24 protein-coding genes are annotated in these 23,148 nt (G+C 67.8%); 10 read left to right on the forward strand and 14 right to left on the reverse strand.

Annotated elements, in window-relative coordinates; all coding sequences use genetic code 11:
• Window positions 1–93: 93 nt before the first annotated feature.
• Window positions 94–1,617 carry a helicase HerA-like domain-containing protein gene (locus DKT77_RS18375; RefSeq protein WP_109813111.1) on the forward strand — a complete coding sequence of 508 codons (1,524 nt, stop codon included), beginning with the start codon at window positions 94–96 and terminating at the stop codon, window positions 1,615–1,617.
• Window positions 1,618–1,772: 155 nt separating this feature from the next.
• Here DKT77_RS18375 and DKT77_RS18380 read toward each other — a convergent pair whose 3' ends face one another.
• The 5 genes from DKT77_RS18380 to DKT77_RS18400 form a co-directional block, all read right to left on the reverse strand.
• Window positions 1,773–2,966, reverse strand: coding sequence for an LL-diaminopimelate aminotransferase (locus DKT77_RS18380; protein ID WP_109813112.1), 1,194 nt, complete (start codon window positions 2,964–2,966; stop codon window positions 1,773–1,775).
• 95 nt (window positions 2,967–3,061) lie between these two features.
• Window positions 3,062–3,358, reverse strand: coding sequence for a DUF3618 domain-containing protein (locus tag DKT77_RS18385; RefSeq protein ID WP_238548006.1), 297 nt, complete (start codon window positions 3,356–3,358; stop codon window positions 3,062–3,064).
• Window positions 3,345–3,767: a phage holin family protein gene (locus DKT77_RS18390; protein ID WP_109813114.1), complete on the reverse strand. Its 423-nt coding sequence runs from the start codon at window positions 3,765–3,767 to the stop codon at window positions 3,345–3,347. Before DKT77_RS18390 ends, DKT77_RS18385 begins: the two co-directional genes overlap by 14 nt.
• The gene (locus DKT77_RS18395) at window positions 3,757–4,236 is read right to left on the reverse strand and encodes a hypothetical protein (protein ID WP_109813115.1); all 480 of its coding nucleotides are present in this window, start codon (window positions 4,234–4,236) and stop codon (window positions 3,757–3,759) included. The genes DKT77_RS18390 and DKT77_RS18395 overlap by 11 nt, the downstream gene beginning before the upstream one ends.
• 76 nt (window positions 4,237–4,312) lie before the next feature.
• The gene (locus DKT77_RS18400) at window positions 4,313–4,984 is read right to left on the reverse strand and encodes an FAD-binding oxidoreductase (RefSeq protein WP_109813116.1); all 672 of its coding nucleotides are present in this window, start codon (window positions 4,982–4,984) and stop codon (window positions 4,313–4,315) included.
• Window positions 4,985–5,163: 179 nt separating this feature from the next.
• Here DKT77_RS18400 and DKT77_RS18405 point away from each other — a divergent pair, with 179 nt between their 5' ends.
• From DKT77_RS18405 to DKT77_RS18415, 3 genes are all read left to right on the forward strand, one after another.
• A complete protein-coding gene (locus DKT77_RS18405) occupies window positions 5,164–5,892 on the forward strand; it encodes a YtxH domain-containing protein (protein ID WP_109813117.1) in 729 nt (242 codons plus the stop codon).
• 106 nt (window positions 5,893–5,998) lie between these two features.
• Window positions 5,999–6,646 carry an exopolysaccharide biosynthesis protein gene (locus tag DKT77_RS18410; protein WP_109813118.1) on the forward strand — a complete coding sequence of 216 codons (648 nt, stop codon included), beginning with the start codon at window positions 5,999–6,001 and terminating at the stop codon, window positions 6,644–6,646.
• A 316-nt stretch (window positions 6,647–6,962) separates the two neighbouring features.
• Window positions 6,963–7,193 (forward strand): hypothetical protein, encoded by a 231-nt coding sequence (locus DKT77_RS18415; RefSeq protein ID WP_146205041.1) that lies wholly within the window; start codon window positions 6,963–6,965, stop codon window positions 7,191–7,193.
• Window positions 7,194–7,227: 34 nt separating this feature from the next.
• Here DKT77_RS18415 and DKT77_RS18420 read toward each other — a convergent pair whose 3' ends face one another.
• The 3 genes from DKT77_RS18420 to DKT77_RS18430 form a co-directional block, all read right to left on the reverse strand.
• Window positions 7,228–7,842, reverse strand: a complete 615-nt coding sequence (locus tag DKT77_RS18420) for an RNA polymerase sigma factor (protein ID WP_109813120.1) — start codon at window positions 7,840–7,842, stop codon at window positions 7,228–7,230.
• On the reverse strand, window positions 7,839–8,138 hold the full coding sequence (locus tag DKT77_RS18425; protein WP_109813121.1) for a hypothetical protein: 300 nt from the start codon (window positions 8,136–8,138) through the stop codon (window positions 7,839–7,841). Before DKT77_RS18425 ends, DKT77_RS18420 begins: the two co-directional genes overlap by 4 nt.
• Before the next feature lie 84 nt (window positions 8,139–8,222).
• Complete coding sequence (locus DKT77_RS18430; RefSeq protein ID WP_109813122.1) at window positions 8,223–10,856, reverse strand: PAS domain-containing protein; 2,634 nt, start codon at window positions 10,854–10,856, stop codon at window positions 8,223–8,225.
• A gap of 214 nt (window positions 10,857–11,070) precedes the next feature.
• Here DKT77_RS18430 and DKT77_RS18435 point away from each other — a divergent pair, with 214 nt between their 5' ends.
• Together DKT77_RS18435 and DKT77_RS18440 are read left to right on the forward strand one after the other, a co-directional pair.
• Window positions 11,071–12,678 carry a phospholipase D-like domain-containing protein gene (locus DKT77_RS18435; protein WP_238548007.1) on the forward strand — a complete coding sequence of 536 codons (1,608 nt, stop codon included), beginning with the start codon at window positions 11,071–11,073 and terminating at the stop codon, window positions 12,676–12,678.
• 43 nt (window positions 12,679–12,721) lie between these two features.
• The gene (locus DKT77_RS18440; protein WP_109813124.1) at window positions 12,722–13,762 is read left to right on the forward strand and encodes a sodium:calcium antiporter; all 1,041 of its coding nucleotides are present in this window, start codon (window positions 12,722–12,724) and stop codon (window positions 13,760–13,762) included.
• A 363-nt stretch (window positions 13,763–14,125) separates the two neighbouring features.
• Here the strand turns inward: DKT77_RS18440 and DKT77_RS18445 are convergent, their stop codons facing one another.
• Entirely contained in the window at window positions 14,126–14,953 is an 828-nt protein-coding gene (locus DKT77_RS18445; RefSeq protein ID WP_109813125.1) for a response regulator, read from the reverse strand.
• A gap of 138 nt (window positions 14,954–15,091) precedes the next feature.
• Between DKT77_RS18445 and DKT77_RS21210 the strand changes: the two genes are divergently transcribed.
• Both DKT77_RS21210 and DKT77_RS18450 read left to right on the forward strand, forming a co-directional pair.
• The gene (locus DKT77_RS21210) at window positions 15,092–15,328 is read left to right on the forward strand and encodes a hypothetical protein (RefSeq protein WP_238548008.1); all 237 of its coding nucleotides are present in this window, start codon (window positions 15,092–15,094) and stop codon (window positions 15,326–15,328) included.
• A 13-nt stretch (window positions 15,329–15,341) separates the two neighbouring features.
• On the forward strand, window positions 15,342–17,168 hold the full coding sequence (locus DKT77_RS18450) for a sensor histidine kinase (protein WP_238548009.1): 1,827 nt from the start codon (window positions 15,342–15,344) through the stop codon (window positions 17,166–17,168).
• Window positions 17,169–17,178: 10 nt separating this feature from the next.
• Here DKT77_RS18450 and DKT77_RS18455 read toward each other — a convergent pair whose 3' ends face one another.
• From DKT77_RS18455 to DKT77_RS18475, 5 genes are all read right to left on the reverse strand, one after another.
• Window positions 17,179–18,027, reverse strand: a complete 849-nt coding sequence (locus DKT77_RS18455; RefSeq protein WP_109813195.1) for a glycoside hydrolase family 25 protein — start codon at window positions 18,025–18,027, stop codon at window positions 17,179–17,181.
• A gap of 150 nt (window positions 18,028–18,177) precedes the next feature.
• Window positions 18,178–18,909 (reverse strand): GntR family transcriptional regulator, encoded by a 732-nt coding sequence (locus DKT77_RS18460; protein ID WP_238548010.1) that lies wholly within the window; start codon window positions 18,907–18,909, stop codon window positions 18,178–18,180.
• A complete protein-coding gene (locus tag DKT77_RS18465; RefSeq protein WP_109813196.1) occupies window positions 18,896–19,762 on the reverse strand; it encodes an ABC transporter permease in 867 nt (288 codons plus the stop codon). Before DKT77_RS18465 ends, DKT77_RS18460 begins: the two co-directional genes overlap by 14 nt.
• Before the next feature lie 14 nt (window positions 19,763–19,776).
• Window positions 19,777–20,592, reverse strand: a complete 816-nt coding sequence (locus DKT77_RS18470; RefSeq protein WP_109813197.1) for an ABC transporter ATP-binding protein — start codon at window positions 20,590–20,592, stop codon at window positions 19,777–19,779.
• Window positions 20,589–21,611 (reverse strand): ABC transporter substrate-binding protein, encoded by a 1,023-nt coding sequence (locus DKT77_RS18475; RefSeq protein WP_109813128.1) that lies wholly within the window; start codon window positions 21,609–21,611, stop codon window positions 20,589–20,591. The genes DKT77_RS18470 and DKT77_RS18475 overlap by 4 nt, the downstream gene beginning before the upstream one ends.
• Window positions 21,612–21,826: 215 nt before the next feature.
• On the opposite strand from DKT77_RS18475, the gene DKT77_RS18480 reads away from it, so the two are divergent.
• Window positions 21,827–22,522 (forward strand): fumarylacetoacetate hydrolase family protein, encoded by a 696-nt coding sequence (locus DKT77_RS18480; protein WP_109813129.1) that lies wholly within the window; start codon window positions 21,827–21,829, stop codon window positions 22,520–22,522.
• Window positions 22,519–23,148 carry an RraA family protein gene (locus DKT77_RS18485; protein WP_238548011.1) on the forward strand — a complete coding sequence of 210 codons (630 nt, stop codon included), beginning with the start codon at window positions 22,519–22,521 and terminating at the stop codon, window positions 23,146–23,148. The genes DKT77_RS18480 and DKT77_RS18485 overlap by 4 nt, the downstream gene beginning before the upstream one ends.

Below are 23,148 nucleotides of genomic sequence, written 5' to 3' on the forward strand. Positions count from 1 at the left end.
GGCGCGCGGTCCCGCGGCGCGGCGAGCAAGACAGTTGCCCGCCGCGCCGCTTGACGCCATGCTGGCGCAGGGCAGGCAGCACGGGGCAGGGGCATGGACAAGCCGGGACTTTTCGTGGGCGGCGGCGGGTCGGCGCAGGACACGGCACAGCGGCTCTGGCTTGAACTGGCCAATCGGCACGGGCTGATCACCGGTGCGACCGGCACCGGCAAGACCGTCACCATGCAGATCCTCGCCGAGGAATTCTCGGCGGCCGGCGTGCCCGTGTTCATGGCCGATGTAAAGGGCGATGTGTCGGGACTGTCTCAGGCGGGCGCGGCCAAGGACTTCCTGTTCGACCGCGCGAACCGGATCGGCCTGCCGGATTTCAACCTGCGCGCCTTTCCGGTGGTGTTTTGGGACCTGTTTGGACAGGCGGGCCACCCGGTCCGCACCACGATCAGCGAGATCGGGCCGCTGCTGCTGGCACAAATGCTGAACCTGACCGAGGTGCAGGAGGGCGTGCTGACCATCGCCTTCGCTGTCGCCGATGATCAGGACCTTGCACTTCTCGATCTCGACGATCTGAGAGCGATGCTGGTCTGGCTGGACGAGAACGCGCCCGACGTAAAGGCGCGCTACGGCAACGTGTCGTCCGCCTCCATCGGCGCGATCCAGCGCGCGCTTCTGGTGCTGGAGAACGAGGGCGCGGCGGGCTTTCTGGGCGAGCCGGCGCTGGACCTTGCCGACATGATGGCGGTCGACAGTGCAGGAATGGGCCGGATCAACGTGCTGATGGCCGATCGGCTGATGTCCTCGCCCCGGCTTTACGCAATGTTCCTGCTGTGGCTGTTGTCGGAACTTTTTGAAGCGCTCCCCGAGATCGGCAATCCCGACAAGCCGGTTCTGGTGTTCTTCTTCGACGAGGCGCACCTGCTGTTCGACACGGCCCCGAAGGCGCTGATCGACCGGATCGAACAGGTCGTCCGGCTGATCCGGTCCAAGGGCGTGGGCGTGTATTTCGTCACCCAGAACCCCGACGACGTGCCGCCCGACGTGCTGGGCCAGCTTGGCAACCGGATCCAGCACGCGCTTCGCGCGTTTACACCGCGCGATGCGAAGGCGTTGCGGCTGGCCGCCGAAACCTTCCGCCCGAACCCCGATTTCGACACGGAAACCGCCATCCGCGAGGTCGGAACGGGCGAGGCCGTCACCTCGCTTCTGGAAGGCAAGGCGGTGCCGGGCATCGCTCAGCGCACCCTGATCCGCCCGCCCGGATCGCGAATGGGGCCACTGACCGAGGCGGAGCGCGCGGCGGTCATCGCCGCCTCACCGCTGGCGGGCCGCTACGACACGCCAGTGAACCGCGACAGTGCCCATGAAAGGTTGGCCGAGCGGGCCAAAGCGGCGGCCGCGGATGTCGCCCGCGCCGAAGCCGCCACCAGCGAAGCGCGGGATGCCTTCGCCGAGTTCAACAAGGCCCGCCGGTATCAACCGCCGAAGCGCAGCAGCGCCCCCGAACGGCGCGGGCCCAGCCTGTCGGATACGCTGGCGCGCACCGTGGTCAAGCAGCTCAATTCCCGCGAGGGACAGAAGCTGGTGCGCGGCATTCTTGGCAGCCTGTTCCGCGCGCGCTGAGGCGCGGAGCGGTCCGCCGCGCCCTGAGGTTGCGAAAAGAGGTGTCCGCAGTGGTTGCGTGGCAGCATCATGCGGCGCATTGTGCCCGCGATAGCGTGATCGCACTGCAGATACCGTCGAGGCTGGCGACTGTCGAAGCCTGTTCCGCCTGCCCTTCAGGGCGTATTCACGCCCATCGATTGCAGGTACTTCTTCACCCCGCGTGCGGCCTGCCGGATTCGGTGTTCGTTCTCGACCATGGCGATGCGCACAAAGCCTTCACCGTTCTCGCCATAGCCCACACCGGCCGCGACCGCGACCTTGGCCTGCGTCAGAAGCTGCTTGGAAAACTCGAGACTTCCCAGATGCGCCAGCGAGGGCGGAATCGGCGCCCAGGCGAACATCGACGCCTGCGGCACCGGGATATCCCAGCCGGCGCGCCCGAAGCTTTCCACCAGCACGTCGCGCCGCGCATGATAGCGTTTGCGGTTCTGTTCCACCACGTCCTGCGGGCCGTTCAGCGCGGCGCAGGCGGCGGCCTGAATCGGCGTGAAGGCACCGTAGTCGAGATAGGATTTCACCCGCGTCATCGCGGCGACCAGCGTCGGGTTTCCGACCGCGAAGCCGATCCGCCAGCCCGCCATGGAATAGGTCTTGCTGAGCGAGGTGAACTCGATCGCGATATCCTTGGCGCCCTTTGCCTGAAGGATCGAAACGGTCGGCTTTCCGTTGTAGTATAGTTCCGAATAGGCCAGATCGCTGATTATCCACAGCCCGTGATCCTTTGCGAAGGCCACGACCCGTTCGTAGAACGCAAGGTCCACCGTTTCGGCCGTCGGGTTCGACGGGTAGTTCATCACCAGCACTTTGGGACGCGGGACGGTGTAGGCCATCGCGCGTTCGAGGCTTTCGAAATACGCCTCGTCCGGAGTGGTCGGCACGCTGCGGATCGCGGCGCCCGCGATGATGAAGCCGAAGGTGTGGATCGGGTAGGACGGGTTCGGGGCAAGCACAACGTCTCCCGGTTCGGTGATCGCCGTGGCGAGGCTCGCGAGTCCTTCCTTCGATCCCAGCGTGACCACGACCTCGCGTTCCGGATCGACATCGACGCCGAAGCGCCGGGCATAGTAATCCGCCTGTGCCCGGCGCAGGCCGGGGATGCCACGCGATTGCGAATATCCATGCGCGTCGGGCTTGCGTGCGACCTCCACCAGTTTCTCGATCACATGTTCGGGCGGCGGCAGGTCGGGATTGCCCATCCCAAGGTCGATCACATCCTCGCCCGCCATGCGCGCTGCCGCCCGCATCGCGTTGACCTCCGCGATGACGTAGGGCGGCAGGCGTTTCATGCGGTAGAACTGGTCTTCCATGGGATGTCTCGACGTATGGAGCGGGGATTCGGTGTTCGGCCAACTTCGTGCGAAACTGCGGGCACTGCAACGCAGATCGGAAAGCCGATGCGCCTTCAGACCTCCGGCGGGGGCCCGTCCGCGCTGTGCTGCGCGCGCTTTGCGTCGCCCTTCGGGCCCAGCAGCAGCGCCGCGATCCCGGCGAAGATCAGCACCCCGGCCACCGGGTTGCGCCGCAGCGCACCACTTGCCCGGTCCAGAAGCGCGCCGCCCTCGCGCAGCGCGCGCACGGCCACGTCGGCAGCCAGACGGTCCGGCGCGGCCTGTTGCTGCAAAGCTTCCAGTGTGAGCGCCAACTCCTCTCGGCGGCGGTGGATGTCGGCCTCGATGGCGCGCGCCTTATCGTCGTCCATGTGCGACCTCGGACAGCCGTGCGGCATCGGCCTGCGCCTGTTGCGCGGCCCGTGTCGGCCCGTGACGGGCATCCGCAAGCCGCCGAAGGCCGCGCCACACGAAAAAGCCCGCCAGAAGAGCCAGGGTACCGCCAAGTCCCGCCCCGGAAAGCTCGGGGGGCAGACCCCGCCCGGCGAGATAGGCGACCAGCGCACCGCAAAGCAGGTTCAGCGCAACCGCCGAAAGCACCAGTGCTACGGCCAGCAGCCCCAGCCCCGCGCCTGCCCGCCGGGCGCTGGCATCGAGCTCGGCGCGGGCGAGATCGGCCTCGCGGCGCAGAAGACCCCGCGCCTGATCGAAGGCACGTGCAGCCAACTGTGCGGCCGACATCGGACGCGGCGGGGAAGGGCGGCGGTCTTCATCGGGCATCTTGCCGCTCCGCCTGCGCCGTGCTGCCCTCTCCGTCGCTCGCGGCGGTATCCCGGTCGCTGCCGCCACCGCCTGATGCCTGAGCCAGCCGCGCTGCCGCGAAGCCTAACGCGGCGGCCCCCGCGATATAGGCGAGAGGCGCGCCCCGGGCGCGTTCGCGCAACGCGTCGAGCGCCGTGTCGAGATCGGCACCGCGCAGCCCCCGCGCGGTATCGTCCAGCAGCAGCGCCACGCTTTCCAGCGCGCGCGCTGGAAACGCGGCCGGGTCGAAGCCCGCCGCCGCCTCGTCCGCCGCGCGCGCGCCGTTGCTGGCGCGGTTGGCGGCGCCATCCAGCGCGGCACGGGTGCCGCCCTGCGCTGCAGCATGAACACCCTCCCGCGCGGCGGCGGCCGCGGCGCGCAGGTCGTGCGCCGGGTCCGCGGGATCTGGTCCCTTGTCCGGGTCGGTGGGCCTGTGTGGGTCGGTCATGGCATGTCCTGTCGCAATGTCGTCCAGTAACGGGCGCGGCCCGCGCATGTTCCCGCCGTGCCGTTAGAGCAGCAGGTCAGGACAGATCCTCGGCAATCAACGCGCCCTCCGGCAGGCCAAGCTCGGCCAGCACCGGCGGCAGCGCCTCCATCATGCCGGGCGGTCCGCACAGATACGCCCGTCGCGGCGCGGCGTCGAGCAACCGGCGCAGCAGCGCGGCATCGATCGGACCCTGCGGCAGGTCGGAATGCGCCTCGTCAACGACGAAACTCGTCCGCAGCCCGGCCATCGCTTCCCAGTCGCGGCGCAGGATGATGTCGGCCTCGCCACGGTTGGCATACACAAGGTGGCAGCCGTCCAGCGTTCCCGCTTCGGCCCGCGCGCGGAGGATCGGCACGAAGGGCGTCACCCCTGCGCCGCCCGCCACGAACAGCCCGGGCCCGGCATCGCGGATCGCACCCCAGGGCGCGCTCAGGTGCAGCGTCGCACCGGGGGTGAGCTGACCGATCTGGCGCGTCACACCGTCATGGTCCGGGTATATCTTGATGATGAATTCCAGCCATTCCGGGTCGTCCGGCGACCCGGTCAGCGTGAAGGGTCGCTCCTCGCTGCGCCAGCCTTCGCGCTGGATGGACAGGTCGACTGCCTGCCCGGCCGTAAAGCGGAATCCTTCCGGGCGCGTGAGGTCGAGACGCACAGTGTCATGGGTTACGTTCTCGATCTGTCGAAGCGTAGCGATGTGCGTCATGTGGACCTTTTCCTGTCGATTTGTTGTGGAGGTAAAACCCGCGCGCGGCGCAATCGTTCCTTGGGCCGCAATGGGCCGCTGTGCGGGAACGGTGTGGAACCCAGCGCCGGCTTGGCCGTTGTCAGGGCAGAATGCGGGCGGCAAGATCGCCTGCGCAGTAGCACACGGAAAGGGACGACATGACCGATCGCAACAGGGCCGCGCCGCCGGACGGCCCCACCCGCGAAGACAGTGATCCGGACTTCGACGCGGCGTTGGCCGCCTTGCAGGCCGACGCGGCGCAGGACAGCGCCCACGGTACGCCAGATCAGGGCGCAGACGCAGGCGGGCTGATCGGCGATCTGGTCGACACCATCCGCGAGCACCCGGTCGGCACAGCGATGATCGTGGCGGGCGGCGTTGCGCTACTTATGGCACCTCGGGCCGCCCGGTCGCCGGATGTGAAGCGCGCCGCGCGGCAGGCCGGCACAGAGGCGCAGCAAGCAGCAGACACGGTTCGCACAAAGGCCGGGGACCTGCGCGCACGTGTGGAGGACGGCACCGCCGAAATGACCGAAGAGGCCCGCGACCGCGTCATTGCAGCCCGGCGCAAGGCGCTGGCCGCCGCCGACCGCGCGGCGGAAGAGGCCGGCAAGGGCGCCCGGCGCGGCAGCGCACAGACGCGGGAGGCCATCCGGGCGCATCCACTGCTGGCGGGCACTCTGGCGCTGGCTGCGGGCGCGGTTCTGGGCGCGAGCCTGCCGCGCAGCCGCACTGAAGACGAGCATCTCGGCGCGATGGCGGACCGGCTTGGCCGCGAGGCGCAGCAGGTATACCGGCAGGAACGCGACCGTCTCATGGCCGCCGCCGCGGCTGCCGTGGCGCCTGACCCGGACGCGCCGCAGGCCGCACCGAATGGACGCGGCTGACGCGCGGCATCAGCCGACGTCAGGGTTCCCCAACCTCCCCGCGCCACCGGGTGCGGGGCTTTTTCATGGCGCGGCCCAATACGGGCCGCCATCCCGAGGGACGGACATGACACAGACCGCAACTCCGGGCGAGCACGACCAGAGCTCCGGGCCGGTGCAGGATATTCTGGGACGGCTGGAGCAGGTCAGCCAAGCCCGCACGGTCACGCTGGGCGACGTGGTAGCTGCCTTCGGTGCCCGATCGTTTCTACCAATGCTGATGGTGCCCGCGTTGTTGCTGATCTCGCCGCTGTCGGGCATTCCGCTGTTCTCGTCGGTCTGCGGACTGACGATCTCGCTGGTCGCAGCACAGATGCTCTGGCCCGGACGCGACAGCCTTTGGCTGCCCGCCCGGCTGATGCGCCAGCAGGTTCGCGGCGTCCGCGCGCGGCAGGCAGTGGCACGATTGGACCGGCTGGGGCGCTGGCTGGACGGCCATGCGCGCCGACGCTTCGCGCCGCTTGTGACCGGAGCGGGTGGGCGCGCGGTACTGGGCGCCGCCTGCCTGTTCGCTGGCTCCGTGATCCCGCTGTTCGAGCTTGTACCCTTCACGTCGTCGCTGCTTGGCCTCGCGGTGCTTTTGATCGCCACCGGGCTGATGACCCGCGACGGGTTGTTCGCCGTCCTCGGCCTTGTCGTCGTGGTGATCGCCCCGCTAGTGCCACTTCTGGCGCTTGGAGTTGCGGTGGATCCGGGGCCGGGCGGGGCCATCTGAACGCAATTTGCTTGGGTCGCGGTCGCCGCGCGGCTGCGCAAAGCGCCCGTCACAGGTCGGTCCGGTCCGCCGTGGAACAAATCGACGCGCCCGCGCTTGACCCGGTGTCCCAAAGGGGCGCATCGGTGCGGACGGTCGCGAGGTCCCCTCCCTCTGAGCGGCCGTCCGCATACTCGCCCTGCGCCCGAAGACCCTGGCGTGGGCATGTTTTTCCGCATCGCGCTGAAGCGCACCGGAACAGGCGCAGCCCGCACGGGTTGTCCCTGCAGACGCGAGAAACAGAAACTCGCTTGATTTCCATATGACGGAGGACCGGATGCCCGAGCCCAGCCAACGCCACACCGACCCGCAGCGGGGCGGACGCAACGATGGCGCGGGGAAACCGGACCCAAGCGATGTGCGCGCGGGCCCCGGCGATGCGGGACGTCAGGACCGGCCGACCGCGCTACCCGATGATGGAGCCGACCGGGCCGACACTTGGCGACGGGCGATCACGCTGGGCGCGGCGGCAGTCGTTGTCGCGCTGCTGATCGGGTTCTTCCTGTGATGGCGGCGCCCCGCCGTGCCCGGCGCAGGCCGGGTCAGAGCGCTGTGCCGCGGTTCGCGCTCATGACGGCGGCGGTCGCGCCGTCGGTCAATTCCAGCGCCTCTTCGCTGTCCAGCTGCATCAGGTCGGCCAGCCGTGCGCGGCCACGATTCAGTCGGCTCTTGATTGTGCCGATCTGCACGCCGCACATTTTCGCCGCATCCTCGTAGGAATGTTGCAGCACCCCGATCAACACGATCACCTCGCGCTGCTCGGCCGGCAGCATGTTGAAGGCACGCCGGAAATCGCGCAACTGCGCGTGCCCATCATGTTCGGGTTTGCATGCGATCTGACCGCTGAGAACGTCGTCCTGGTCAGCCACTTCGCGGCGGGCCTTCCGGCGTTCCGAGTAGAAGCTGTTGCGCAGGATCGTGAACAGCCAGGCACGCATGTTGGTGCCCGGCTCGAACCTGTGGATGTTGGCCCAAGCCTTCAGCACGGTTTCCTGCACGAGGTCGTCAGCGCGAGACGTGTTGCGGGTGAGGCTGATGGCGAAAGCGCGCAGCACTTTCATGTTGTCAATCAGTTCCTGACGGATCTCTAGGCTGACCCGCGCACGCGCCGTGTCCGCCTCGGGGTGGGTCGGCCTGGCATTGTCAAGCGGTGTCATATCGCAAGCCTCCAGTGGCTGAAGAACTGTACGCGGCCTGTGCCATCCGTGCCCCCACTGTCGCCATCATCCGGACCGGCATCACCCGACCCAGCGTCCGGCGGCGTATCGGGCCCGCTGCCGCACCCGTCTCCGGCCCCGGCATCGAGCCGGGCGACCAGCGCCGCCAGTTTAGGCGGCAGGTCGGCCGCAAGATCGGTTTCGAACAGGAGGCGCAGGTTCTCGTCGATCTGCGCCTCGAGGGTCGCGCTGGACCTGCGAGCGCCTCCGCCAGGCGTTTCATCGGCATCGTGCATGTTGGCTTCCCGTCTGAGTGGCACGGCAACAACGTAAAACCTTCAAGGCCCCACCCTGTTCCAATGCATTTTTGCGACGTGGCGTCATGCGGGGGGCTTCCGACGCGCCGCAGCGCCACCGGTCAGCCCGGCGATCACAGCAACGAGGCGGCGGAAGTCGACCGGCTTGGCGATGAAAGGCGACGCACCCATGAAGCCCGGCCACGCATCTGCGGGGTGGGCCGACACACGCACGCAGGGAATGCCCTGCTCGATCAGTCGTTCGGCCAGAGCATCCGCGCGCTCCCCGGCCAGATCAAGGTCCATCACGCAGGCGGCGCAGGGCAGGCTGTCCAGCAGCGCCATCGCGTCCGCGACCGTGCGGGCCGGGCCGCAGATCGCATGTCCCACCTCGCGCAGCCGTTCCGCCATCTCGTAACCCAGCAGCGGTTCGTCTTCGGCGATCAGGATGGTTGGGACGGCACCGCCACCCGATACACAGGTCGAAGGGGAATGGCGCGGCGGAACGAGCGTGCTGCGGCGGTTTGTTTCCAACCGCCAGTGCACCCCGGTCGGTGCCCAGTCGATGCTCACCTCGGCATCGAGGTTGCGGGACGCCACCCGTTCCAGCACGAACCGGCCGAAGCCCCGCCGCACGGGCGGCGCGACCGGCGGCCCGCCGCTCTCGCGCCAGTCCAGCCAGAATTGGCTCCCGTCCAGCCCCCACGACACGTGCACCTGCCCCAGGGGCCGGGCCAGCGCGCCGTGCTTTTCGGCGTTGGTGGCCAGTTCATGCAAAGCGATGGACAATGACTGCGTGGCCTGTGGGCTGAGCCGGACGTCCTTCGGGCCGCCAAGGATGATCTGTGTTCCGAACAGGTGCGACAGGTGCCCGAGCTGCGCGCGCGCGAGGTCGTTCAGCGTGACCGGGCCGCTGTCGCCGCGGATCAGAAGATCCTGCGCCGCCGCAAGGCTCTGCAACCGCGCGCCAAACGCATCCGCGAAATCGTCGAACTCGTAGCGGCCCATCTGCCGGGCAATGGATTGCACCACACCCAGCATGTTCTTGGACCTGTGGTTGATCTCGTCCAGCAGGAACCGGGTCTGTCCGATCGCGCGCTGGCGTTCGGTCACGTCGACAGCGGTCAGTACCATCGCGCCCTCGCGCGCATCCCACGCGGCCAGCGGCCGGATATCCACCTCTATCTCGCGCAGCCCGGCCGGATGACATGCCATGCGCGCATCAAAGCGTTCGGCCACGCCGCCCGCTGCGCGCGCCACGGCCGCGCGCAGCCTTTGCGCCACCGGGATCGCCACGCTGGCGGTGTCCTCCGCGGTTTCGGGCGGATCGCACCACCACGGGCATGTCCAGATCGGCTTGTTCAGAACGTCGCGCCGTGCCGCGCCGACACTGCTCAAAAGGGCGCTGTTGGCCTCCAGTACGCTGCCGTCATGGTCCAGCACCACCATCATCGCGCCGGTGGCGTCCAGCATCCTGCGCAGGCGGTCACGCGCCTCGGTGGCGTCGCGGCGCGCGCGCACGGACGGCGTGATCTCGTGCGCGTAACTCAGAACGCCGCCGACACTGCCGTCGCTATGGTGCCATGGCAGCAGCGCATTGTAGTAGAACCGGGCCGATCCCGGCGGCATCTCGAACTCGGCTACGACGTCCTGCGCGCCCTCCTGGAACACTGCGTCGAAGCGCGGCACCGTGCCGGGCACGTCATAGCCCGAGAGGACGTCGGCCAGTGTCCGGCCCAGCACGGACTGGCCATCGAGGATCCTGCGCGCCGCCGCGTTTGCATAAACGAAGCGATGCGACCGGCCTTCGTGCAAAGTTGCGGGCGACGGCATCCCTTCCAGCAGCCGTTCGAGGTTGGCCCGGACCGCGGCGTCGCCTCCATCGGCGGGGCGCGCGCCGGACGGGCGGCGCAAGCAGGTGGCCACTGCCCGCACACGCCCCTTTGGGCCGTCGGGGCGCACCGGGTAGAGATCGCCGATCAGCGGGCCGGTTGCCGCCGCCACATCCAACCCGTGCAGCGGTTGGCCGGTGGAAAGAACGCGCCGGATCGCGGCCACGATCCGGGGATCGGTCCCCGTCGCCAGCACCGCCGCGTTTCCGCCCGCGTCCGGCCCCGTCGGGACGGCTCTTCGCCCGGCAATCAGCGCCTTCAGCGGATCGGTGCCCATCACCGACCACGTATCGTTGGCGCGCAGCAGGCGCAGGCGCGCATCATGCAGAGCGATCCCGGTCTCAGCCCCCGCATAGATGCTTTCGAACTGCGCGAAGCTGTCGAACGTAGCCGCGCGGTCGGGGGGTTCGGGCGCGGACCCCGGCGTGCTGCCCGACCGAGGGATTTCAGCGGCAGGGCCGACATCGGTGGCGGTGGCCACGAGCCCGGTGATCGCGCCATCCTGGCCGCGCACCGGTACGATGCGGTGCAGGACCTCCAGCGGGGCTGCTTCACCGCCAGGCGCCACCCTCGCCGTCGCTGTCACGGAAGCTCCGGCCACCGCACGCCGGATCATCGCCTCTACGCGGTCCCGCGCACCCTCCGTACCGCCACCCCAGCACGCCACCTGCCACAGCGACTGACCGACGCTCACGCCATCCGCGCCCGGCCCCGCCGCGTGGTCGATACGTCGCACCGTGCCGTCAAGGGTAATGATCGCTGCAAAGGCGACGGCCCGGTCCGGCACGGGGTGACGCCGCAGGTCGCGGCCATCGGTGTCTGTCATCCGCGACTCCCAAAAAGATGTATCTTGACCGTACACAACCTCACCGGGCATGCCAAACATCCCGTGCACCACCGCCCGGCCAGCAACAGTATCGGCGCCGAACCGCCGACCAGGAGCGCGCGACGGGAACAAACGGCATCCTCCCGCGTCGCCCCTTGGAACCGCCGTATCGGCGGCACATGCAGCAGGAATCGGGCAAGGGGCAACATCTAACATGGACGCGGCGACAGCACGGGACATGACAGCGCGCCCGGACGACGGACGCGCACTGCCAGACCTGCGGGTGATGCTGACCGCACAGGAGGCCTATCCCTATCTCGAATCGCTGTTCCTGCAGGCGCAGGACCGCATCGCTTTTTCGTTCCGGGTTTTCGACCCGGACACCCCGCTGCTGTCGCCCGAGGCGCGACGGACCGGCGACACATGGGCCGATCTCGTGATGCACACCCTGGATCGCGGGGTGAGTGTGCGCGGTGTGATCAGCGATTTCGACCCCGTCGGGGCGCCGGAGTTGCACCGCGCCACCCATCGCAGCCTGCGTCGCCTGGCCGCTGCCGCAGCCGCGCGCGGCTGCGAGGCACGGTTGGATATCGCGGCCCACATGCACCCGGCGCGTGCGGGTTGGCCCTTCCGACTGCTGTTCGCACCGCTGGCGCGGCACCGGCTGGCCGCGATTGCGCGCCGATGCGCCGCGCAAGGGCCTGAAACCTGCGCTGCGCTACTGGCCGACATGCCCGGTCTTGCGCCGTATCTGCGCGCGCGTGGCGAAGAAACCGGGCCGCGCAGCGTTCCTCCGCAGCCACGGCCCGGCGCGCTGCCGATGCTGCACCCCTGCAGCCACCATCAGAAGATCGCGGTCGCCGACGGGCGGCGCGCGTCGATCGGCGGGCTCGACCTTGACAGGCGGCGACTGGACAGTCCGGAACACGACAAGGCCGCCAAACGCACTTGGCACGACGTGCAGATCGGCCTGACCGGCGCTGTCGCAGCGGCGGCTGAGGCCCATCTTGCAGCCTTCCGGTCCGAAGTCGCGGGCCGGACCCCGCCCGCCGCACGGCCGGGGCTGCTGCGCACGCTGTCGGCGCGGCGAAACGGCCTTGGCGCGCTGGCGCTCGGGCCGCGCCCGCTCCTGACCGACATCTTCGCGCGCACCGTCCAGGGTGCGCGCGGCGCAGACAGACTGATCTATCTCGAAACGCAGTTCCTGCGCGATCTGCGTCTAGCCCGAGTGCTGGCCGCGCGCGCCCGCGCGGCGCCGAGGCTGGGCATGATCCTCGTGCTGCCCGCCGCACCCGAGGACGCGGCCTTTTCGGGCGACACCGGGTTCGCCATCCGCTTCGGCGAACATCTTCAGGCCCGCTGCCTCGGGGTTTTGCGCCGCGCCTTCGGGCCGCGCCTGACGGTCATCGCCCCGGCACAGCCGCGCGGCGTCGCGCCCGATGGCAGCCGGGCGGTCCTGTGCGGCGCGCCCATCGTCTATGTCCATGCCAAGGTGTCGGTGTTCGACGATACTTGCGCCATCGTGTCGTCGGCCAATCTCAACGCCCGCTCTCACCGCTGGGACACTGAGGCCGGGGTCGCGTTAGAAGACCCCGCGCAGGTGGGCGCACTACGCCGCCGCTTGATGGCGCACTGGTTGCCCGAGGACGCGGCGACAGCGTTCTTCGAACCGGATCGCGCGCCACGCGCCTGGCAGGCGCTTGCCGAAACCAACAGCCGCACGGCACCTGGGCACAGGCGTGGCTTTCTGTTGCCTTTCCCCGAAACACGGACCCGTCGCTTCGGAAGGCCGCTGCCGCTGATGCCGCACGAGATGGTCTAGCGCGCCGCAGGAACCCGGAGCGCGGACACCGCGTTGCCCCGCCATGATCGAAACCTTGTCAACACCCGCTCTTCTCGGCCTGTTCGTCCTCTGTGCCTGCGCCGTCGTGGCAGGGGGCACCGCCATGACGGGCCTCGCCGACCGCCTAGCCGACCGCACCGGGCTGGGCGAGGCGTTGGTCGGCGGGGTGCTTCTGGGCGCAGCGACCTCGCTGTCGGGCACGGTGGTGTCGCTGACCGCGGCGCTGGACGGGCGCGCCTCTCTGGCGTTTTCCAACGGGATCGGCGGGATCGCGGCACAGACCGCGTTTCTTGCGCTGGCGGATCTGATCTACCGAAAGGCGAATCTCGAACATGCGGCGGCGGATCTTGCCAACGTCTTCCAGGGCACCGTGCTGATGCTGCTGCTGACCCTGCCGCTGCTGGCTCTGACCGCGCCGCCGGTGACGGTTGCCGGGATGCACCCGGTTTCAGTGGTGATCGTCCTAGTCTACATTGTCGGGCTGCGCGCCTCGCACGAGGTGCGGCAGGCACCGATGTGGATGCCGGTGCGCACCGACGCGACCCGGCCCGACACCGCCGAGGACGCCGCACCGGACGGGCGCAGCACGCCCGCGCTAGTGTCGCGCTTCGGAGCGCTGATGCTAGTAATGGGCCTGGCCGGCTGGGGCATCGCCAAGACGACCGGCGTGGCGATCGATCGGTTCGGGCTGTCGGCCTCGGTCGCCGGGGCGCTGGTCACGGCGGTCATCACCTCGCTGCCGGAACTGGTCACCACGCTGGTGGCCATCCGGCAGGGGGCGCTGCAATTGGCGATCGGCGGGATCATCGGCGGCAACACCTTCGACACGCTGTTCCTGACGCTGTCCGACGCGGGTTACCGGGACGGGTCGATCTACCACGCGGTCGGGCAGCAGGACGTTTTCTGGCTCGTGATCGGGCTACTTTTGACCGTGATCCTCGTGATCGGGCAACTGTTCCGGCAGCGGCACGGGCCCGCCGGGATCGGGCTTGAAAGCCTTGCGGTACTGGCCGTCTATGTCGGGGCGGTTGTGTTGCAGGCAACGCTGCCGGACCCGGGCTGAGGGCAAGGCGACCGCGGGCAGGGCGCGCAGGTCAGCCGTCGCGGCCCGCAGGCAGCGACGGCACGGGGCGAGGCACCGGGCCGACCGATGCGCCGCCGTCCGCCGCGCGGGGCGGGACGGACGCGATGCCGGGAACGGGCTCCGGCAGAAGCGCCCCGCCGCCTCCCTCGGCCCGACCGATGCCAGGCGGGGGAAAAGGGGCGGACGGGGTCTGTCCCTGCGAAGGCAACGAAACGGCGCACACCCCGCGCGTGGTGGACGGATCCGCGCAGGTGGCAATTGCCGGTCCGGCGGCCAGCAATGGGCCCAGAAGTGCCAGAACGACAGCGGCGGCCGCGGCCTCTTTCCGGCAACCCGCCCGCGTCATACGCGCAGCGGCGCGGACGAGGCGAAGAACATCGCCTGGCTCAGCGCCGAGACGACCTGCGGCGGACGGAAGGGCTTGGCGATGAGAAAGGCCGGTTCATTTGGCTGCCCGGTCAGCAAACGTTCCGGGAACGCTGTGATGAACACCACCGGCGTGCCCGGCCGCTCGTCGCCCAGATCGTTTACCGCGTCCACGCCTGAGCTTTTGTCGGCAAGCTGGATATCGGCGAGGATCACGTCAGGCGGTATCGCGCGCCCCAGCGCGACCGCCTCGTCGCGGGTGGTGGCTATGCCGGTGACCTCATGCCCCATCTCGGTCACGATCGCTTCGATCTCCATGGCGATGATCGGCTCGTCCTCGATCACCAGAACCCGGCCGCGCACCATATCGTGCATCTCGGCCCGGGCGATCGCCACAAGCTCGGCCGCCTCATCGCCCGAGATACGCAGGATCTGCGCGACCTCGTCCAGCGTGAAGCCCTCTACCGTCTGCAGCAGCAGCGCCTCGCGGGTACGTGGTGTCAGCCGTGCAAGGTGGCGCAGCGCGCGGGCACGCGGGGCATCCACCGACGTGTTGTGCGGCAGGTGCAACGCACCGCCCGCGCTGTCCCAGATGCCGTGGAACATGGCGAACAACGCGACCCGCGGGCCGCCCTCGCTCGTCCCGAAGGCGTCGCGGTCATCCAGGATCGCCTCCAGCGTCGCAGCGGCGTAGTGATCGCCGCTGGCCTGTGAGCCTGTCAGCGCCCGCGCATAGCGCCGCAGATAGGGCAGGGCGGTGCCGACCTGCTCCGACAGCGACGGTTCGGTGTCATTGGCGCACATCACGGTATCCTTCCTGCGATACTGGCCGCGCTTCGGCATGTCGATTTCAGGAACAAACGCCCCCAGAGACTGTTTTGTTCCCGGTGCGGGTCAATGGCCTTGGGAGACAGACGTGTGAGACAAGACAGCCGACACCCCGTGATTGAACGCCAGATCGACGACAACCTTCGCAGGCTGTTCCACGACGATTTGGAGCGCGGACTTCCGCGCAGGCTTGGCCGCCTCGTTGATCTGCTGCGCGATGCCCCCGGCCCCGGCCGTCCCCCGCCCGCGCATGAACGCCGCGCGACCGGGTTTCAGCCCGAAGCAAACCGCGCGCAGGGCACGCGCCCGGCCAGTGCCGGACGTTCCGACCGCGCGGACCCACATCGCTGATGGCCCACCGGCGATGACAACCCCCGACCGGGCCGACTTGCCGCGGAACCTTTGGCAGCGTCTGCGACGCAGCCTTGGGGCACGGGTGGCGATGCTTCTGTCGCTCGCGCTGATCCCGCTTGGCGTGATCGCCGTCGAACAGACCCGCCGTGTCGAGAACGAACTGGACCGCGCGCAGGCGCTGAACTTGCGGGCCATCACGGCCGAACTGGCCCGGTATGAATCCGCTTCGGCAGGGCGGGCGCTCGGGGCGGCGCGCGCCTTCGCCGCGACGCTGCCGGTGCTGGCCGGCGATCCGGTCGCCTGCCGCCGCACCGCCGAGGGAATCGTGACCGGCGGCGACGGGCTGTTCACCTTCGCCGGGTTTCTGCCGACAGAAGGCCTGATGACATGCAGTTCGGTCACGGACGCCTATGATTTTTCCTCTGCGCCGCGGTTCCGCGAAAGAATGGAAAACCCGACCGTCTTCGCCAGCGCCCGTGTCGAAGGGCGCGTGTCCCGACAGCCGGTCATCAGCGTCTTTCACCCGGTGCTTGGCCCGGACGGCGGAATGCGCGGCTACGTTGTGGTGTCGCTGGGCGCGCGCGACCTCAACTTGCCAGCGCATGTCACCGCAGCCGACATCGAATTGGCGGTTGTCGACTCGCGCGGGGCCGTACTGGGCAGCAACCTGCCGACCGGGCAGGCGACGGACATGCTGCCGGACGGCTTCGTGCCGGAGCAGGCCGCGGACGACGCGGCCCCGTCTTTCAGCGCGCAGGACCAGCGCGGGCGCTCCCGAGACTACGCGGTCGAGCCGATCATCGAGGGCGTCGCCTATGCCGTCGGCGCGCGACCGTTGAACGAGGCTGCGGCGCGGGGGGTGTTCCTGTCGCCGGCCGCCTACCCGGTGCTGATGTGGCTGGCCAGCCTGTTCCTGGTGCTCGCGGTGATCGAGACTTCGCTGATCGGTCCGGTCCGCACGCTGAGCGCGCGGATCACACTGTTCGGTCGGCACCGGGAACTTGGCGTGCCGCAACCGCGCACCGGCATGCCGAGCGAGTTGTCCCGCATCGAGGAAGCCTTCGCCGACATGGCGGGACAGTCGGTCTCGGACGAACGCGCACTGATGGACGCGCTGCACGAGCGCGACGCGCTGCTGCGCGAAGTACATCACCGGGTGAAGAACAACCTTCAAGTGATCTCGTCGATGATCAACCTGCAGGCCCGTAGCGCGCAAAACGCTGAAACCGAAGCGGCGCTGGCCCGGATCAGCTGCCGCATCGGCGGGCTGGGCGTGGTGCACCGGCATCTCTATGAAGCGCGGCGCATGGATTCGGTCGCGTTCGATCGGCTGCTTCGCGACTTGGCAGAGATGATGACCGAAGCCGGGCAGGGGCTGGACACGGAAGCGAACGATGACGCCGTGTCGCCAATAGATACCGTCGGGCTTGCGCCCGTCCGGCTGACCGCAGATGACAGCATGCCCGCGACGCTGTTCGCCGTGGAAGCGCTGACAACCGCGCTTGGTATTGTGCCTTCGCAGGCGCGCGGACGGGGACAGGTAAGGCTCGTTCTGTCGGAAACCGCGGTGACCAACGGAACGGCCGTGTGCATACGCGTCGAAAGCCCCGCCGCCGATGCGGGGCCCCGCGGCGGGTCAGACGGCGCAGCTGGCGATGACGCGGCAGCCAGATCGAGTCGCCGCCTGATCGAGGCTTTCGCGCGGCAGGTCCACGGGAAATGGCGCGTCGGCCGGGACGGACCGCTGCAGGTGGCCGAATTGCTTTTCGTGAAATCCCTCGTTCTGGACCCGGTGTGCGCGCCGCACGCCACGGTCCGAGACGGCATGGCGGACTAGCGCCCCGCGCTCACCGCCCCGCGGTCCGGATGGCCTGCCACTGGGCCCATTGCCCGCGATTGCCGCGAAAAACGTTGATGTCCACCTTGCCCTCGATCCCCGGCACCAAGCCGGTACCGGTATACTGCCAGAATGTCCAGTCGGCGCCGGGATAGACGTCTTCGGGATGGCCCGCGACGGACCGCAGCCAGAATTCCGTTCCCGGCAGCGTGCCGATGCCGGTGTCGCGATAGAAATCGACCGTCGTGTAGATCACCGGGCGCTGCCCGTAGTGCCGCGTCAGGATGTCGAGAAAACGGGCGGCTTCGGAACGGATCTTCTCAGGGGCAGGGCGATAGGGACAGGTCCGCGAATGATGGTTCCATTCAAGGTCCAGCACATGCGGCATGGACCCGCCGCGTGGCACGTTGCGAATGAACCAGCGGGCCTGTTCCTCGGCGCTGCGGCAGAAATAGTAGAAGTGATATGCGCCGCGCGGCATCCCGGCGCGGCCCGCTTCGTCCCAGTGCATGGCAAATTTCGGGTCAAGATGATCGCCGCCTTCGGTCGCCTTGATGAAGGCGAACGCGATCCCGGCCTGCCGGGCCACCGACCAATCGATATGGCCCTGCCAGCGCGACACGTCGATGCCGTGCACCGCATAGTCTGCCGGGGTCCGGCCCTCCCACGGGTGCGGTGCAGCATCTCCGAAAGCGAAGCCGTCGCGCCCCGGCGGCAGCAGCGCCAGTTCTCCCCCTGCGTCAATGCCCGCCTCTATGCCGGGCTGAAGACGGGCTATATCGGTCTCCTCCCGGCCCGAACCACAGGCCGAAAGCAGTGCGAGGATGGCTAGAAGGGCAACAAGAGGAGTGGGGCGCATCGCGGGCATGGCTCCTGGCATCGTCGGGTCGGGCGACAGGCCCCGCCCGGTGCATTCACTCCAGTGTGAAGAAGTTTTGCGCCCCGGCAACAGGAAATCGGAAGCGGCGCGCAGATCCGCGCCCCTGCAGCGCAAGTTGTGGCAGGCTTGCTATATTCCGAACGCCTCACCGGCCTTGTCGGCAGCCAGGAAGGCTTTCAGGCCCTCCAGCGTCTCTGCGTAGTGCCGCTCCAGCAGGCCGGTCGCCGCGGCGGGGTCGCGGTCAAGCACCGCGTTGAGTATCTGTTCGTGTTCGGCGATGGCATCGCCCCGGCGCGCGCGGTTGAAATTGACCGACAGGTTCCGGTAGCGCACCGACTGGTCCATCATCGTCGCGCAGAATTCCAGCAGCCACGGCGATCCGCATTCGCTGAGCAGGCTCATGTGAAACGCCGTGTGCCGGTCCTCCCAGTCGGTGTTGAGGGTCTCCTCGCCCTCGCGCTCGATCAGACGCTGGGTCCGGGCGAGCCGGTGATAGGACAAGACCAGCGCCTCCTCCCAGGCCTCGGTGGCATGCAGCATGGATTCCGACAGCGCCTTCGTTTCGAGCCAGATGCGGGTCTTCACGAGGCTTTCGAGGTCCGCCAGTGACATGCCCTTCACAAAGAACCCGCGTTGGCTGCGACGGTCCACCCAGCCTTCCGACACAAGCTGGTTCAACGCCTCGCGGACCGGGTTCACGCCGATCCCGTACCGCTCGGAGATCGATTCAAGCTGCAGCTTGTCCCCCGGCAGAAGCGCCGCGCCAATGATGTCGCGTCGGATCATGTCGCGCGCCTGTTCCGACAGGATGGGGGTGGTTGCCGCCGCTTGCGCGCGGCCTGTCATGTCACGCGATGCCACCGATCTTGTCCGTCTTGTTCCAGAAGATCAGCCTTGCCTGCAGCCATACCACGGTCAAGTAAAGCGCCAGCCCGAGGAAACTCAGGTAGATGATCAGCGAGAACACGCGCGGTGTATTGAGCTGCGAGGCCGAAATCCGGATCAGTGCGCCGAAGCCTTCACCGCCGCCCAGAAATTCGCCCGTGATCGCGCCCGCCATGACGCCCACGCTGGCGATCTTCAAGCCGGTAAAAAAGTAGGGCAGCCCGATCGGCAGCTTCAGCCTCACCAGCGTCTGAAGGCGGCTCGCGCCCATAGACTTGAACAGGAAGCGTTCGTTCTCCGACACTGCATAGAGTCCGGCCGCCGTGGACACGACCACTGGGAATGTGGCGATGAACGCCGCAAGAGCCACCTTCGACGAGATCCCGAAGCCAAGCCACGCAATGAACAACGGCGCAAAGGCGACCTTGGGCATCGTGTCGATCGCCACGAGATAAGGCATCACCGCGCGCTCACCGAACTTCGTCTCGCCCACCAGGACACCAAGCGAAAACCCGAGCGCGACCGCGATGGCGAACCCATAGAGCACCGTCAGGCTTGTGGTGATCAGCGCGTCAAGCATGTGCCCGCCGGTCAGAAGGTTGTTGCCAACGAACAGAATGTCCGCCCAGGTTTCAGCGGGCGAGGGCAGCACGATCGGCGACACGATGTCGAGCGCGGTCACCACCTGCCACAGCCCGACGATGGCCACGAAAAGGCCCAGCATGGCCACCCAGCGCGGGATTCGGTCGATGAAGGGGTCCTGTTCGATCCAGACTGTGTCGGCCCCGTCGTCCTGAAATCCGTCCGCGCTGGCCGCGCGGGTCTGCATCTTCGCCTGCGTGCTCATGCCTTCGCCTCCTTTTCCAGCTTGCCGCGGATATGCCCGACAATGGCGCCGAACTTGGCGGTGTTGATCATCTCCAGCGTGCGGGGGCGCGGCAGGTCGATGTCGATCACCTCGGCTACGTGTCCAGGGTTGGACTGCATGACATAGATCTTGTCCGACAGGATCACAGCTTCAGGGATGGAATGGGTCACGAGGAACGCGGTTGCGCGGCGTTCCATGCAGATGCGCTGCAGTTCCATGTTCATGAAATCGCGGGTCAACTCGTCCAATGCCGAAAACGGTTCATCCAGCAGCAGCACCGACGGGTCCGAGATCAGCATTCGGCAGATCGACACGCGCTGCGCCATCCCGCCCGACAATTCGGACGGGTAAACATCCGCGGCCCGTGCCAGTCCGACAAGGTCCAGCAGGTCCTGCGCGCGGTCGCGGTAGCGCCGCGCTGCCGCCTTGCCCTCCCGGATCTCGATAGGCAGCACGATGTTTTCCAGCGCGGTCTTCCAGGGCAGAAGCGTGGCCTGCTGGAACATCATCCCGATGTCTTCGCGCGGTCCCATTACAGGGCGGCCGTCCAGCACGACACGGCCCGAACTGGGCGGCATCAGACCAGCCATGATCTTCAGCAAAGTGGACTTGCCGCAGCCGGACGACCCGATCACCGAGGCGAATTCGCCCTTGCGCAGGGTCAGGTTCACGTCCGACAGTGCAGTGAAGCGGTTGCGCTGGTAGATCTTCGAAAGACGGGAAATCTGGAAAACCGGCCGTTCCACGGCCGGTTTCGCGGTTGCTGTATCATGCAACGACTGGTCGGTCACTGGCCGTTCCACATCGGGATGAACTCGTTCGTGTAGACCGCCTGCAGGTCCTCGATAGGGGCTTCCAGCGCGCCACCGTCCACAAGACTCTGGTGGATCGCCTCCCAGTGTTCCGGCGGCTGGAAGCCGAAGCCCTGAGACATGTAGGCGTCGGTCGGGGTCATCCGCTCCGCCGCCGCGTCGAACAGCGCTGAGGCGAAATCGCGATCCTCGCCCTCGGTCGGGTTGCCCGCAGCCATGTGATCGAGCGCGGTTTCCTTGTTCGCGGGATCAAGCATGAACTCCATGCCCCGCACCAGAGCGCGGCCGAAGCCTTCCACTACCTCCGGGTTCTCGGACATGTAGCTTTCCAGTACGGCATAGCCGTTGCCGAAGAAGCCGAGATATTCTTCGGGCGTGATCTCGCGCAGTTCGATACCGCGCGATGCGAGGATCGCGGCATCGCTGACCGCCCCGGCATAGCCCGCCACCTCTTCTCGCAGGAAAGCGACCGCCGCCGTGCCGCCATCGCCCACCGGCAGGAATGTGAAGTCGTCCGGCCGCGACAGCCCTGCGCCGTTCAGGATCGCTTCGGCGAAGGACACCTCGGCCCCATCGGCGGTACCGACCCCGACGACGGTACCGGCAAGATCACCCGGTTCGGTGATGTCCGACTCGGCGGGCACCAGCAGGCCGAACACGCTTTTCGGATAAAGGTTGTAGATGAACTTCACGTCCAGCCCGCGCGAACGGGCACCAAGCACCGGGCCAGGTCCCGGGGCGCCGATCTCGGCCTGGCCAGCGGACATCGCCTGCAGAACGGAGGAGGAACCGTCCACCGCCTGCACATCGAGGATCAGGCCCTCGTCCTCGAAATACCCTTCGCCGATCGCGGCCCACATCGGGGCCCAGGTGATCGCGGACGGGTTTGGCACCGCAACGGTAATGTTGGTCTGCGCGAGGGCCGTAGCCGCTCCTACCGCCGCGAAAACGCTCCCCAGCGCCACGGCGCGCAGTGTTCCTGCAAGGCTTGGTGTCATGGTCTTCCTCCCTGTTACCCCGGTCCGCTTCCCGGACGCATTGATGCAACGCAATCATCGTATATGATTCGTCCGAAAAATCACGTAATATATACGTTGCAAATAGGCTGGGGCTTAAGAAATTACTTTTTTGATTGATTTTATTGCGCTTTTTTGGCTCTCGCCAGCGACGCTTGTGACCGATATATATATTTTCGCAAGACAGGGAGAGAACCATGACCACAGTCATCGAAGCGCCCGAAGCGGCGGAACTGGCCGTGACCGGCACGGACGCCACCTTTCCGGTGCGCCGGATCTACTGCATCGGCAAGAACTATGTCGCTCATATCCACGAAATGAACGCCGACGAACGCGATCCGCCGGTGATCTTCATGAAGCCGAAGGACGCCGTGGTGTCCGGCGGCGGCGAGATCCCGTATCCGGTATTCACCCAGAACTTGCACTACGAGGGCGAATTGGTCGTCGCGCTGAAATCCGGCGGCTACAACATTTCCGAAGCCGAGGCCGAGGAGCATATCTACGGATACGGGCTGGGGCTCGACATGACGCGGCGGGACCACCAGCCGGGCGTCCTGGAAAAGGGTCTGCCCTGGGAAGTGACCAAGGCGTTCGACAAGTCCTGCCCGATCGGCGAGATCACCCCGGTTACGACGTGCGGACACATCACTGACGCAGTGCTCAGGCTGTCGGTGAACGGCGACGTGCGGCAGGATGCCAACGTGAATCTTATGATCTGGACCACGCGCGAGATCATCGCCAAGATCTCGCAGCAGCACGAATTGAAGGCCGGGGACATCATCATGACCGGCACGCCCGCCGGGGTCGGGGCCGTGACGACCGGCGACGTGATCGAGGTGACATGCGACGGGCTGTCCCCGCTGCGCGTCACCATCGGCGGGCCGGCGGCGTGACCGCAGTGGCCGAGCCGGACCTGCCGTCACGGCTGGCCGCGCTCGGCACCGCGACGATCGGAGAAGTCGCGCCGCAAGCGCGGCTTTTTGGCCCCGGCCTGCACCCGGTGCAGCCGGGCAGGGCCTTCGCCGGACCGGCGGCGACAGTCCGGTGCGCGCCTGGGGACAATCTTGCGCTGCACCGGGCCATCGCGCGGCTTGCGCCAGGGGAGGTATTGGTGGTGGACTACGCCAACAGCCTTGAGAGCGGCCCGTTCGGAGAAATCATGGCACTGGCCTGCCAGATGCGGGGTTGTGCGGGTCTGGTCACCAACGGTGCGGTGCGAGACCTTGCGCGGCTACGCGACTCCGGGTTCGGGGTCGTTGCGCGCGGCGCCGCGATCCGCGGCACGACCAAGGCGGACCCGGGCGAACTGGGCGTTCCGATCACGCTGGCGGGCACGACCGTTGCGCCGGGCGACCTGGTCGTGGCCGATGACGACGCGGTTCTGGCCCTGTCACCGGACGGGCTGGGCGCGGTGCTGAGCGCCGCCGAAGCACGGCAGGCCAAGGAAGAAGAGATGATGCGCCGCCTGCGGGCTGGCGAGACGACCTTGCGGATCATGGGACTTGAGGAAAGGGACTGA

This window comes from Meridianimarinicoccus roseus (genome assembly GCF_003172915.1).
GTDB lineage: Bacteria > Pseudomonadota > Alphaproteobacteria > Rhodobacterales > Rhodobacteraceae > Meridianimarinicoccus > Meridianimarinicoccus roseus.

Coding starts and splice junctions, on each gene's coding strand:
- DKT77_RS18375 (WP_109813111.1), top strand. CDS start 94: ATGGACAAGCCGGGACTTTTCGTGGGCGGCGGCGGGTCGGCGCAGGAC.
- DKT77_RS18380 (WP_109813112.1), bottom strand. CDS start 2,966: ATGGAAGACCAGTTCTACCGCATGAAACGCCTGCCGCCCTACGTCATC.
- DKT77_RS18385 (WP_238548006.1), bottom strand. CDS start 3,358: ATGGACGACGATAAGGCGCGCGCCATCGAGGCCGACATCCACCGCCGC.
- DKT77_RS18390 (WP_109813114.1), bottom strand. CDS start 3,767: ATGCCCGATGAAGACCGCCGCCCTTCCCCGCCGCGTCCGATGTCGGCC.
- DKT77_RS18395 (WP_109813115.1), bottom strand. CDS start 4,236: ATGACCGACCCACACAGGCCCACCGACCCGGACAAGGGACCAGATCCC.
- DKT77_RS18400 (WP_109813116.1), bottom strand. CDS start 4,984: ATGACGCACATCGCTACGCTTCGACAGATCGAGAACGTAACCCATGAC.
- DKT77_RS18405 (WP_109813117.1), top strand. CDS start 5,164: ATGACCGATCGCAACAGGGCCGCGCCGCCGGACGGCCCCACCCGCGAA.
- DKT77_RS18410 (WP_109813118.1), top strand. CDS start 5,999: ATGACACAGACCGCAACTCCGGGCGAGCACGACCAGAGCTCCGGGCCG.
- DKT77_RS18415 (WP_146205041.1), top strand. CDS start 6,963: ATGCCCGAGCCCAGCCAACGCCACACCGACCCGCAGCGGGGCGGACGC.
- DKT77_RS18420 (WP_109813120.1), bottom strand. CDS start 7,842: ATGACACCGCTTGACAATGCCAGGCCGACCCACCCCGAGGCGGACACG.
- DKT77_RS18425 (WP_109813121.1), bottom strand. CDS start 8,138: ATGCACGATGCCGATGAAACGCCTGGCGGAGGCGCTCGCAGGTCCAGC.
- DKT77_RS18430 (WP_109813122.1), bottom strand. CDS start 10,856: ATGACAGACACCGATGGCCGCGACCTGCGGCGTCACCCCGTGCCGGAC.
- DKT77_RS18435 (WP_238548007.1), top strand. CDS start 11,071: ATGGACGCGGCGACAGCACGGGACATGACAGCGCGCCCGGACGACGGA.
- DKT77_RS18440 (WP_109813124.1), top strand. CDS start 12,722: ATGATCGAAACCTTGTCAACACCCGCTCTTCTCGGCCTGTTCGTCCTC.
- DKT77_RS18445 (WP_109813125.1), bottom strand. CDS start 14,953: ATGTGCGCCAATGACACCGAACCGTCGCTGTCGGAGCAGGTCGGCACC.
- DKT77_RS18450 (WP_238548009.1), top strand. CDS start 15,342: ATGACAACCCCCGACCGGGCCGACTTGCCGCGGAACCTTTGGCAGCGT.
- DKT77_RS18455 (WP_109813195.1), bottom strand. CDS start 18,027: ATGCGCCCCACTCCTCTTGTTGCCCTTCTAGCCATCCTCGCACTGCTT.
- DKT77_RS18465 (WP_109813196.1), bottom strand. CDS start 19,762: ATGCAGACCCGCGCGGCCAGCGCGGACGGATTTCAGGACGACGGGGCC.
- DKT77_RS18475 (WP_109813128.1), bottom strand. CDS start 21,611: ATGACACCAAGCCTTGCAGGAACACTGCGCGCCGTGGCGCTGGGGAGC.
- DKT77_RS18480 (WP_109813129.1), top strand. CDS start 21,827: ATGACCACAGTCATCGAAGCGCCCGAAGCGGCGGAACTGGCCGTGACC.